The organism is Flavobacterium sp. (assembly GCF_044368995.1).
Lineage (GTDB): Bacteria > Bacteroidota > Bacteroidia > Flavobacteriales > Flavobacteriaceae > Flavobacterium.
The window spans coordinates 1-11485 of the sequence record NZ_JBIPMS010000050.1; the positions used below are offsets into that span (position 1 = coordinate 1).

Below are 11485 nucleotides of genomic sequence, written 5' to 3' on the forward strand. Positions count from 1 at the left end.
AAAAAAAGCACCTCGTTAGAAGTGCTTTTGTGGGGAGAGCAGGATTCGAACCTGCGAAGTTTTCACAGCAGATTTACAGTCTGCCCTCGTTGGCCGCTTGAGTATCTCCCCAAGGCCATTATTCGATTGCAAATATAGAATTGTTTTTTATTGTGGCAAACTTATTTTTTGGGTAATGTCTAATATATGGTATAACCTTCTGGAAACTAAAAACATAAAAAATCCCATTTTGTTTTAGAATACAAAATGGGATGGATTTTTATAATTTTAGGTGCTATTTTACACCTAATATTTCTTTTATTTTAGCTTTTAATTCTTCGCCGCTAAGGTTTTTAGATACAATATTTCCATTTGCATCTAAAATAAATGTGGCAGGAATTTGATCAACTTCATATGCCGTTGCAATAGGATCTTCCCAACCTTTTAAATTAGAAACCTGAGTCCAAGTTAATTTATCTTTTGCAATAGCTGCTTTCCATTTTGAAGCATCTTCATCTAAAGAAACGCCAATAATATTTAGCCCTTTACTATGCAATTCATTATAAATGGCAACTACATTCGGATTTTCTTTTCGGCAAGGTCCACACCAAGAAGCCCAAAAATCTATAATAGTAACTTTTCCTAACGATTCTTTTAATGAAACGGTTTTTCCAGCAGGTGTTTTAGCAGAAAAATCAGGAGCTTTAGTTATTTTTTTTTTTCTGGAGCGGCTGCTTTTAATTGGGCATCTAATGCTTTTTTTACATTTTTACCACTTTTTGATCCGTGTAATTTTTTATCTAATTTTTCAAACGCGTCTTTAGCTTCTTTTCCTTGCATCATTCCTCTGCTAACATAGTTTTCTAAAAAAAGCATCGATAAAATAGAGCTTGGATTGTTTTTTATAAAATCTTTAGATTTAGCATCCATTTTTGCAGAAATAGACTGAGCAAGTTTGCCATATTCTTGATTTAGTTGCGTTTGAACAGCCACATCATTGGTTTCCATAGCTTTTTTCATTGCTTCATTGTTGTTCTTCTGAAAATCCATAATCGGTTTGTTAATAATAACCGATTCATCTGTATATTTTTGAAACAAGTCATTATCAGTAGTTCCGGAAATTCTAGATTTTTGAATGTCTTTGGTATCAAAAGCAATTACTATCGTACCACTTTCAATAATAAACGGAAGTGCTTTTTTTGATTGATATTGAGGATCAATCACACCATCAATACTTACAATTCCAATTTCAGGAAGTTCGCTTTTGCCTTCAAATTGAAACTTTCCTTCTTTAATTACTACTGTATCCATAGCTACTGGGCCCATTTCACCAGCACCTTCTAAAAATACTTTTGTGCCGTCTTTAATTCCTTTTGCTGTTCCTTCAACTTTAAATTTATTGCAAGAAATTAATATTAATGCCGAAAATAATAGTACTATTTGTTTCATTTTTTTTTCTAATTGGTTAACCTGAAAATTCAGTTTTTAATTTATCTGACGCAAATGTAATAATTTTTTTAGTATTTATAAAATCGTTTTAATAATCCTACCTAGATATCGCTATATTTACAAAATGAATATTTACGATAAATTTAATTTTCACAAACACACGTTTTGCTTGTTTCAGCAAGTAGAAAGTAAGGTTGTTTTAGATTTAAAATTGGGTTACAAAAGTGCTTCAGGAAGTGCGTATTATTTTACAGAAATTGGTGTTTACAGAAAATCAAACCATTGGGGAAGAGCCGCCAATTGCCGTTGGCGATTGATTACTAATTCCGGCTATAAAAATCAAACAGAAAGTGTAGGCTTTGCGCATTGGACCGATTTTTATCCAAATAACGAAACTGAAAAATTATTTTTTATTGCGATAGATGAAGCCATAAACGAAGTCTATTTTAATCATAAAAACCATCCAAACTATACCAATCAATTGTTAAGAAATGCATCTGACACTTCCAAAAGAAGTAAAGAAATAAAAATTGTTTTGCAATCTAATTTATGGGCAAAATACCTAGTTTTTGATGATTTTGAAGAAATAAAAAGGAAAATGCTTACAGAATTAAGTATTACCAACGAAAGTTTCGTAAATTTGAAGAAAATTTTGCAACATGGGAAGAAATAATGCCGTAAATAAAGACAAACATAAAAAGCAATTGGACAATCATTTGAAGAAAATTCAGAAAACCAAACAAACGTCTGCTGCTAAAAAAGCAGCAATATTAGAACAATACAAGCAATCGCTTATAAACCAATAATGCATTCACAACAACTCGTTAATTTAAAACCAAAAGTTCAAACAGTTATTGATTTATTAGCTAAAAATGATAGGGAAAACGCCCAGCTTTTTGCGCTAAAAGTGAGTGAGGAAGTGGAGAATTTAATTGATGAAGTGGTATTAGATGACCATTTAATTGAATTAAGTAAATATCAGGTTTTGCTTACACATTTATTACTTAAAATTCAAAATGGATCACACTAATCTTTGCCCTTGCGGGAGTCACTTTACTCTAGAAGAATGTTGTTTGCCTTATATTCAAGGAGAGGCTATGGTCCCTACTGCGGAAAAATTAATGCGTACCAGATTTACAGCATTTTATTTACATGACGCGCAATATTTATACAAAACTACACACGTGTCTCAAAAAAAATATACCAATAAATCAGATATTTTGTCCTGGGCACAGCAAAATATATGGCAAAAATTAGAGATTTTAAATAGTTCTGAGAACATGGTAGAATTTAAAGCCTACTATTTAGACGAGAATAAAACATCTCAAATTCATCACGAAAAATCAACTTTTATCTACTTTCAAAACAATTGGTATTATGTGGACGGGAAGTTTTATTAGTTTAAACTAAAAATTAGCACTCGTTTTCTTGTCATTTAAAAGTAACCTTGTATTTTTAGACATGAAATCGCTATTAACAACAAGTTTGGGTATGCAATCACAAATAAATAAAAATCCGTCCCGTTAACTTCAAGACGGATTTTACATAAAAGATAATTCTTTTACAAAATATGTAATTCTTTCATACAAGCATGCATACTCTGATATGTTCTTTCAATATCGTTGTCTAAACCAATTGAAAAACGAATTAATCCATCTGTTAAACCCATTGCTGCTTGTTCTTCTAAAGGAATTTCAGAAGAAGTTGATGTCCCAGGTGCGCTAAAAAGCGTTTTGTAAAACCCTAAACTTACGGCCAAATAACCTAAATTTCTTTCTTGCATTAATTCCATCAAGGCATTGGCTTTTTCTAAATTTCCTACGTCAATGGTCATCATGCCGCCAAAACCGTATTCTGGATTGATCATGTTTTTATATATTTCATGACTGGGATGACTAGCTAAACCTGGATAAACAGTTTTTATGCCTGCCGCTTCAAATTTATGTGCCAAATACATCGCATTATAACTGTGTTGCTTCATTCGGATGTGAAGTGTTCTTAAGTTTTTCATTACCGATGCCGAACGCAAACTATCCATAGTAGGACCTAATAACATACTCGCACCAGAATTTACGTTTTTTAAATCGTTTATAAATTCTTGACTTGCACACGTTACGCCGCCCACTGTATCTGAACTTCCATTGATGTATTTTGTTAAGGAGTGTATCACAATATCGGCACCTAATTTAACTGGCGAAACGGATAAAGGTGAAAACGTATTGTCAACTACCAATTTAAGATTGTGCTTTTTTGCAATCTTAGCTAAAGAAGCTATATCTGCAACTTCTAACAATGGATTACTGACTGTTTCACAATATAAAACTTTGGTTGTTGGTGTTATGGCAGCTTCTACAAGATCTAATTTAGTAATGTCTACAAAAGTAGTTTTTATGCCAAATCTTGGTGTAAAATTCTTCAAAAAGGCATAGGTTCCACCATATATCGTTCTGCTAGAAACCACATGGTCGCCTTGTCCGCAAAGTTGTAAAATTGTTGGCGTAATGGCGCCCATACCAGAAGCTGAAACATTTGCGGTTTCAGTGCCTTCCATCGCTGCTAACGCTTTATCTAAATACAAATTACTAGGTGAAGAATGTCGGGAATACAAATAACACCCTTCTGCGTTACCTTCAAAAGTGTCAAACATGGTTTTAGCAGAAAGAAAGGTATAGGTTGAAGAATCAGATATTGAAGGGTTTACACCTCCAAATTCGCCAAAATACTGTAAATCTTGTATGTTATCGGCGGGATTAAATTGACTCATGATGGTTTCGTTTTATCTATCAAAATTGAATATAATAAATTAAAATATCAATAAGTGCTTTCAAATTTAGTTTATTTATCTAAAATAATTATTATTTATAGATTATTTATCATTAATTTAGGTTTTTTGTGTACTTTTACCAAATAAATTACGACCTGCTCCTAAAAGTCTCCCGACTTCGAGGAAGTGTTTTTCGGTCTCAGACCGATTAGTAAAGTTCGGAGAACTTTATCGCTTCCACGAAGTTGGAAACTTCGTGGAGCAGAGTTTTTTATGTATTATAAATAAATAAATTACGACCCGCTCCTCAAAGTCTCCCGACTTCGAGGAAGTGTTTTTCGGTCTCAGACCGATTAGTAAAGTTCGGAGAACTTTTATCGCTTCCACGAAGTTGGAAACTTCGTGGAGCAGAGTTTTTTATGTATTTTTAACAAATAAATTATGACACAATGGATGCAATTGATAAAAAACTATTAGAATTGATGCAATTCGATTCTAAAAAAACCACAAAAGAACTATCAAGTAAATTAAATTTATCTGTAACTGCAGTGTATGAACGGATAAAAAAATTGGAACGTGAAGGCATTATTAGTAAATATGCTACCATTTTAGATAAAACTAAGATTAATAAAGCATTTGTAGTGTTTTGTCATGTTAAATTAATTAAACATTCTAGAGATTTAATTTTCGAATTTGAAAAAGAAGTAGTAACACTAACCGAAGTTTTAGAATGTTTTCACGTAAGTGGCGACTACGATTATATTCTGAAAATTTGCGTAAAAGACATGGAAGAATATAGAGAATTTATGGTTACCAAATTAACCACTTTGCAACATATTGGCAGTACGCACAGTACTTTTATGATTGGTGAAGTTAAAAATTCTACTTCATTTGTATTGAATTAAAAATAGTAAAGTTTTTTCGCTAAATAGCAATACATATTTATTTAAAAAACTTTACTTTTGTACTTTAAAAACATACTATAACATTTTATAAAATATATTTATGAGTCAATTTGATGTAACCATTATTGGTTCTGGACCTGGAGGATATGTAGCCGCTATTCGTTGTGCACAATTAGGATTTAAAACAGCAATTATTGAAAAATACGCAACACTTGGTGGAACGTGTCTTAATGTGGGATGTATTCCGTCAAAAGCATTATTAGCTTCCTCACATCATTATGAAGAATTGCAACATTTTGCAGATCACGGCATTGAAGTTTCAGGCGAGGTAAAAGTAAATTTAGAAAAAATGATTGCCAGAAAACAAGCAGTTGTTGATCAAACTTCTGGTGGTGTAAAATACCTAATGGACAAAAATAAAGTTACTGTTTTTGAAGGCGTTGGTGCTTTTGAAAGTGCGACTTCTGTTAAAGTTACAAAAGTAGATGGTTCCTCTGAAATTATTGAATCAAAAAATATCATTATTGCTACTGGTTCTAAACCTTCAAACTTGCCTTTTATCAAATTAGATAAAGACAGAATTATTACATCAACTGAAGCTTTAAAATTAAAAGAAGTGCCAAAACATTTGGTCATCATTGGAGGCGGAGTAATTGGAATTGAATTAGGACAAGTATACCTTCGTTTAGGTGCTCAAGTTTCTGTAGTAGAATATATGGATAGAATTATTCCAGGAATGGATGCTTCTTTATCTAAAGAATTAACAAAAGTCTTTAAAAAACAAGGCATGAAATTTTACACGTCGCACAAAGTGCAATCTGTAGATAGAGTAGGAGATGTAGTAACCGTAAAAGCGGAAAATGCAAAAGGAGAAATCATTTCTTTAGAAGGAGATTATACATTAGTTTCTGTGGGTCGTCGTCCGTTTACAGATGGTTTACAAGCAGAAAAAGCAGGTGTAAAAATTACAGATAAAGGTCAAATTGAAGTCAACGATCATTTACAAACTTCAGTTTCTAATATTTATGCAATTGGCGATGTAGTTCGTGGCGCGATGTTAGCTCACAAAGCGGAAGAAGAAGGCGTAATGGTTGCAGAAATTTTAGCTGGACAAAAACCACATATAAATTATAATTTAATTCCTGGTGTGGTGTACACTTGGCCAGAAGTTGCGGCTGTTGGAAAAACAGAAGAGCAATTGAAAGCTGAAGGTATCGAATTTAAAGCAGGAAGTTTCCCATTCAAAGCATTAGGTAGAGCAAGAGCTGGTGGCGACACGGACGGATTTGTAAAAATCTTAGCCGATGCCAAAACAGATGAGGTGTTAGGTGTTCACATGATTGGTGCTCGTTGTGCTGATTTAATTGCAGAAGCTGTTACAGCAATGGAATTTAGAGCTTCAGCAGAAGATATCTCAAGAATGTCACATGCACACCCAACTTTTGCGGAAGCCATCAAAGAAGCCGCTTTAGCCGCAACTGGAAATAGAGCTTTGCACGTATAAATTAAAATTTAAAGATTAAAAAAATCCCAAATTCTTTAGAATTTGGGATTTTTTTATGTTTATGACTTAGCTAATTCACTTTCTTTTTCGTAGCCAAATAAGTGATCTTTTTTAATAATTTCTGCGGTACCATCTGGAAGCATATCTTCCCATCCTGATTCGCCTTTAGACAACATTTTTAATATTTTTCTGGAGAAAATATCTAATGTTTTTTCATCGTAGGTTTCAATGTCGGTAACTTTTCCATTGTATTTAAAGAACTTATACAATTCTTTCATTCTAGGATGCACTTTTAAGTTTTCTGAAGTAATAATTTCACCCGTTTCTGGGTCTTTCATCGGATATAAATATACTTTTAAATCTCTGTAAAATAATTTTCCAAATGCTTCTAAAATTCCACCCGACATATGACGGTAGTATTTTTCATCAAAAATTTCAACCAAATTACTCACACCCATGGCTAAAGCAGTACGTGATTTTGTAAAAGAGGAGAAGTATTCTAAAACTTTATAATATTCTTGGAAATTAGAAATCATTACGGTTTGACCTAAAGCACATAAAAGTTCTGCTCTATCTAAGAAATCTCTTTCGTCAATTTCACCTTCAGCTTTTAAGTTAGAAAGTGTGATTTCAAAAACCACAAAGGTATTTTCTTTACTTACTTTATTTTCTTGTATAAACATCTCATAAGATTGCTTATACATATCCATGTTTACTTTTGTTACAGGTCGGAAACTACCACGTAAAGCTAAGATGTTTTTTTTGTATAAAACGGCTGCAGGCAAAATATTTTTTCCTTCCGGATTAAACATTACGGCATCTGTAAAACCGTATTTTACCAATTGCAAACTCATTAATCTATTGTCAACATCTGCAAAACTTGGACCTGAGAAATTTATCGTGTCAATTTCAAGTTGGTCTTTTTCTAAATGGTCGTATAAATAACGCAATAATTTTTTAGCATCATTATGTTTGTAAAAGGCACCATAAATTAAGTTTACGCCCAAAATGCCTAAGGTTTCTTGTTGCAAACGTGCATCATTTTCTTTGAAACGAATGTGAATTAAAATTTCGTTATACGCTTGGTCTGGTTCTACTTGAAATTTAATTCCTACCCAACCGTGTCCTTTAAATTGTTTTGCAAAATCAATAGTGGCTACTGTATTGGCATAACTAAAGAACATTTTATTGGGATGTTTATCTCTTTTTAAACGATCTTCAATAAGTTGTGTTTCATGAGTAAGCATTTTTCTTAATCTGCTTTCCGTAACATATCTTCCATCTTTTTCAATTCCGTAAATGGCATCACTAAAATCCTTATCGTAGGCAGACATCGCTTTCGCAATGGTTCCAGAAGAAGCACCTGCTCTGAAAAAATGCCTCACCGTTTCTTGTCCGGCACCAATTTCAGCAAAGGTTCCGTAAATATTCTCGTTTAAATTAATACGGAGCGCTTTATCCTTTGTAGAAGGAATTTGTTCAATTACTTTATCTCCTCTTAATGTGATTTCAGTTGTCATTTATTCAAATGTGTTTTTGGGCAAATTAAAATACAATGCAAAGTTAATAAATTATAGGTTTTAACAAGAGTATTTTGTTATTTTTGTAAAAAAGAAATTGCTCTTACAAACAACTTGGCTATAATAATTCGCACTAATAAGCAATATTGCAAGTAAAAAAATTATAGATGAAAATTCATTTCTTAGGCACAGGCACCTCTCAAGGCATTCCAGTAATTGGAAGTACGCATTTTGTGTGTTTAAGTGATGATGTAAAAGACAAGCGCTTACGCGTTGCTGTTTGGATTTACGATGATGATTTTTCTATAGTAATTGATTGTGGTCCAGATTTTCGCCAACAAATGCTTACCAGCGGCTGCTCGCAAATTGATGCTTTGCTTTTTACTCATGAACATGCAGACCATACAGCAGGTTTAGACGATATTCGTCCGTTTTACTTTAAACAAGGCGATGTTCCGGTATATGGACATTCGCGCGTGTTGCAAAATTTAGCCAGACGATTTGATTATATCTTTGAAAAAGAAAATAAATATCCGGGAGCACCCTCGGTATTGCCAATTGAAGTGGTGAATAATCAAAATATAACCATTAAAAATCAGACGGTAATTCCAATAAATGCCCTGCATGGAAATTTACAAGTTTTTGGGTACAGAATAAAAGATTTTGTATATTTAACAGATGTAAAAACCATCGAGGACGCAGAATTAGAAAAACTTAAAGATGTTGAGGTTTTGGTTATCAATGCGTTACGTTTTGAACCACATAATACCCATTTTAACATAGAAGAAGCTATAAATTTTATAAATTTGGTGCAACCTAAAAAAGCTTATTTGACGCATATTAGTCATATTTTAGGATTGCATGAAGACATACAAAAACAATTGCCAGAAAACGTTTTTTTGGCTTACGATAATTTAGAAATAGAAATAAAATAGATATAAAAATGAAAAAAAGTTTATTGCTTTACGGATTAGTATTTTCAGTATTAATTAATATTTTTCAAATAGTTAATGCTTCTAATATTTTAAAAAGAAGCGAAGAGGTGTCTACCATTAGTAAAAAGGAATTGAAAAAAGCCAAAGACTCTATCGCAACATTATTGGACAATGATACCTTTTCGTTAGCAAATAATGAAAATGCACAAGAATATTATTTTGAATATGATTTAAAAGCGCTTCAAGCAAAAGTTAAAGATGATTTAAACGCTTTTAATGCCGATAAAAAAGGAAATAAATACGTTTCTTACGATCAAATTGGTGACAATCCGTTTTTGATAAATAACATTAAAATTTTAAATCATAGATGGATTATTGCTAACTTTTCTGATGGTAAAGTTTGGGGTGAAGTGTTGATAAAATACTTTCATAATGTAGATAAACCTACCGATTTTGAAACCGTAGAAACATTAATTTATCAAGAAACGCTAAAATAGATATGAAGAAATTTTTATATATTCTATTACTGACATCGCTATTTTCTTGCGATTATATCTTAAAAAATCCACCAAAAGATACCACGGAAATGGATTCTATTGTGAAAAACCAAGTCAACGACGATAAAAACGAAAATGGTTGCGATTTAAAAGCAGGGTACAAATGGTCGAATATGACTAAAAAATGTGTACGTGTTTTTGAAGAAGGCTATCGCTTAACCTCTATAGAAAGAGATTCCTTAGCCAAAAGAAAAAACGCTTTCTTTTTTGTGGATGAGGACAGCTTAATTGCGGAAGTTTTCTTGCCAGATTCTAAAGAATCGATTGTTTTTAAAAGAGAAAATGAAGACCAAAACTTCAAATTTAAAGATTTCGAATTCCGAACCAATAAAGGGTTTTATTTGTACTACAAACAAACACTTATGTTTCAACCTGCCATTCCTGTAGATACCAAAGTTTTAGGAAAAGCCGAGGAGCATTAGGGTTTTGGGTAAATGGTTTAAGGTATTGGGTAATAGGTGCTTTCTTTAGAATAATTATTTTATTTGTTTTGTGATGCTGAACTGGTTTCAGTATCTGATTAGTTTAAAGTCAGTTTACTTTGTATAGCTGGTTTTTAATCATCACCCCAATTTAAATCATAATCTTCATTTGATGCAATAAATATTGACCAAATAGCAGTTTCTTCATTATAAATATTTGAGCTTGTACTTGAAGTAACTTCAAAAGTTGTCGTTGCTCCTCTGTAAATTTTCAAAATTCTTCCATCTTTAATTTTAGAGTCAATTAATCTACAACCATAATTTTTAATTGAATTAATGTATTCATTATATTTAATTTTCGTATTAACTTGAATTTTAATTCTTGTCTTACTTGAATACTCACTATAAAAATAAGTTAAAAATGATTCTGCTAAATCAGAACTATCAGATTTATTATAAGTAAAAGTCGCTCTACCCATATTACCATCTGTAGGCTCATATGCATCTAAAAACTCCCAACTTTTCGAAGTTAAGTATTCTTCAGCATTGCCTAAATCCTTTTTCTTGATTTCTAAAATCTGTGATAGTGTTAGATTTTGTGATAATGCGTTGTTGCTAAATAACATAATTGCAACGACTAATAAAAATTGCTTCATGAATTTTATATTTTTAAATTATTTATTATTATTATTTTTATCTAATTCTTCTTTAGAATCATCAAAATATTCTATGTGTAAAATTTTCTACAAGTTTAATTAAAATTTTATAATTTAATACTATAACTTTTTATTATCCACATCCTTCAAAAACTGAATTATACCTGTAAAATACGTTTCTTGGTCGTCGTATTGCGATAAATGGCTGCCGTTTTTACAAAATAAGAAGCGTCCGTTTTGTACTTGTGTCGCCATCCATTTCATATGTTCAGGATCCATAGTGTCGTATTTTGCGCCAATGGTTAAGGTAGGAACGGTCAATTCTTTTAATCGTTTGGAAACATCCCAGTTTTTAATGTAGGCGTCACCTGTAATGCCAAATTCGCTATACCCTTGCATAGAAATATACACCTCAGAATTAATGTGTTTAAAGCATCTGGTTATCGATTCAGGCCATTCGTTTTGTGGTTTTCTTAAAATGTGTTGGGTGTAATAATGCTCAAAAAGTAATTCGGTATAACGTGGATTGGCAAAATCGTTGTTTTTTTCTAATTTCATAATTTCTTGGTACACTTCCTTTTTCAATTGCGGACCTAATACTTCTTGTGCATATTTATTATACGATGGAATGCTAGAAACCATATTGGAAATAATTAATCCTTTTAAATTCTTCTGATATTTCAAAGCGTAATCCATCGCTAAAATCCCACCCCAAGATTGTCCCAAAATGTAAAAATTGTCTTTGTTTAAACCAAGTGCTATGCGTACTTGTTCCACTTCTTCTACAAAGCGTT

At 32.1% G+C, this 11485-nt stretch carries 15 protein-coding genes and 1 tRNA gene; 9 read left to right on the forward strand and 7 right to left on the reverse strand.

The window, feature by feature from the left end:
* Nucleotides 1-30: 30 nt before the first annotated feature.
* The 3 genes from ACIQ2I_RS05125 to ACIQ2I_RS05135 all read right to left on the reverse strand — a co-directional run bounded on the left by ACIQ2I_RS05125 (nt 31) and on the right by ACIQ2I_RS05135 (nt 1428).
* A tRNA-Tyr gene (locus ACIQ2I_RS05125) sits at nt 31-111 on the reverse strand.
* Nucleotides 112-274: 163 nt separating this feature from the next.
* Nucleotides 275-733: a peroxiredoxin family protein gene (locus ACIQ2I_RS05130; RefSeq protein WP_396181375.1), complete on the reverse strand. Its 459-nt coding sequence runs from the start codon at nt 731-733 to the stop codon at nt 275-277.
* Nucleotides 688-1428 carry a DUF4369 domain-containing protein gene (locus tag ACIQ2I_RS05135; protein WP_396181360.1) on the reverse strand — a complete coding sequence of 247 codons (741 nt, stop codon included), beginning with the start codon at nt 1426-1428 and terminating at the stop codon, nt 688-690. Before ACIQ2I_RS05135 ends, ACIQ2I_RS05130 begins: the two co-directional genes overlap by 46 nt.
* A gap of 124 nt (nt 1429-1552) precedes the next feature.
* Between ACIQ2I_RS05135 and ACIQ2I_RS05140 the strand changes: the two genes are divergently transcribed.
* Genes ACIQ2I_RS05140 through ACIQ2I_RS05155 form a run of 4 tightly spaced genes read left to right on the forward strand, consistent with a single transcriptional unit; the run spans nt 1553 to nt 2828 of the window.
* The gene (locus ACIQ2I_RS05140) at nt 1553-2101 is read left to right on the forward strand and encodes a hypothetical protein (protein ID WP_396181361.1); all 549 of its coding nucleotides are present in this window, start codon (nt 1553-1555) and stop codon (nt 2099-2101) included.
* A complete protein-coding gene (locus ACIQ2I_RS05145) occupies nt 2088-2234 on the forward strand; it encodes a hypothetical protein (RefSeq protein ID WP_396181362.1) in 147 nt (48 codons plus the stop codon). Before ACIQ2I_RS05140 ends, ACIQ2I_RS05145 begins: the two co-directional genes overlap by 14 nt.
* Nucleotides 2234-2458, forward strand: a complete 225-nt coding sequence (locus tag ACIQ2I_RS05150; protein WP_396181363.1) for a hypothetical protein — start codon at nt 2234-2236, stop codon at nt 2456-2458. Before ACIQ2I_RS05145 ends, ACIQ2I_RS05150 begins: the two co-directional genes overlap by 1 nt.
* Complete coding sequence (locus ACIQ2I_RS05155; protein WP_396181364.1) at nt 2445-2828, forward strand: YchJ family protein; 384 nt, start codon at nt 2445-2447, stop codon at nt 2826-2828. Before ACIQ2I_RS05150 ends, ACIQ2I_RS05155 begins: the two co-directional genes overlap by 14 nt.
* Nucleotides 2829-2989: 161 nt before the next feature.
* On the opposite strand, the gene ACIQ2I_RS05160 is transcribed toward ACIQ2I_RS05155, so the two are convergent.
* Entirely contained in the window at nt 2990-4192 is a 1203-nt protein-coding gene (locus tag ACIQ2I_RS05160; protein WP_396181365.1) for an aminotransferase class I/II-fold pyridoxal phosphate-dependent enzyme, read from the reverse strand.
* Nucleotides 4193-4641: 449 nt separating this feature from the next.
* Here ACIQ2I_RS05160 and ACIQ2I_RS05165 point away from each other — a divergent pair, with 449 nt between their 5' ends.
* Nucleotides 4642-5097, forward strand: coding sequence for an Lrp/AsnC family transcriptional regulator (locus ACIQ2I_RS05165; RefSeq protein WP_396181366.1), 456 nt, complete (start codon nt 4642-4644; stop codon nt 5095-5097).
* A 100-nt stretch (nt 5098-5197) separates the two neighbouring features.
* Nucleotides 5198-6601, forward strand: coding sequence for a dihydrolipoyl dehydrogenase (gene lpdA / locus ACIQ2I_RS05170; protein WP_396181367.1), 1404 nt, complete (start codon nt 5198-5200; stop codon nt 6599-6601).
* Between the two features lie 59 nt (nt 6602-6660).
* On the opposite strand, the gene ACIQ2I_RS05175 is transcribed toward lpdA, so the two are convergent.
* Nucleotides 6661-8121 (reverse strand): TonB-dependent receptor, encoded by a 1461-nt coding sequence (locus ACIQ2I_RS05175; RefSeq protein WP_396181368.1) that lies wholly within the window; start codon nt 8119-8121, stop codon nt 6661-6663.
* Between the two features lie 167 nt (nt 8122-8288).
* Between ACIQ2I_RS05175 and ACIQ2I_RS05180 the strand changes: the two genes are divergently transcribed.
* Genes ACIQ2I_RS05180 through ACIQ2I_RS05190 form a run of 3 tightly spaced genes read left to right on the forward strand, consistent with a single transcriptional unit; the run spans nt 8289 to nt 10035 of the window.
* On the forward strand, nt 8289-9056 hold the full coding sequence (locus ACIQ2I_RS05180) for an MBL fold metallo-hydrolase (protein ID WP_396181369.1): 768 nt from the start codon (nt 8289-8291) through the stop codon (nt 9054-9056).
* 8 nt (nt 9057-9064) lie between these two features.
* Nucleotides 9065-9553 (forward strand): hypothetical protein, encoded by a 489-nt coding sequence (locus ACIQ2I_RS05185; RefSeq protein WP_396181370.1) that lies wholly within the window; start codon nt 9065-9067, stop codon nt 9551-9553.
* A gap of 2 nt (nt 9554-9555) precedes the next feature.
* Nucleotides 9556-10035 carry a hypothetical protein gene (locus tag ACIQ2I_RS05190; protein WP_396181371.1) on the forward strand — a complete coding sequence of 160 codons (480 nt, stop codon included), beginning with the start codon at nt 9556-9558 and terminating at the stop codon, nt 10033-10035.
* A 134-nt stretch (nt 10036-10169) separates the two neighbouring features.
* On the opposite strand, the gene ACIQ2I_RS05195 is transcribed toward ACIQ2I_RS05190, so the two are convergent.
* Nucleotides 10170-10661 carry a hypothetical protein gene (locus ACIQ2I_RS05195; RefSeq protein ID WP_396181373.1) on the reverse strand — a complete coding sequence of 164 codons (492 nt, stop codon included), beginning with the start codon at nt 10659-10661 and terminating at the stop codon, nt 10170-10172.
* A 150-nt stretch (nt 10662-10811) separates the two neighbouring features.
* On the reverse strand, nt 10812-11485 hold a 674-nt coding region (locus tag ACIQ2I_RS05200), incomplete at its 5' end, for a proline iminopeptidase-family hydrolase (protein WP_396181374.1).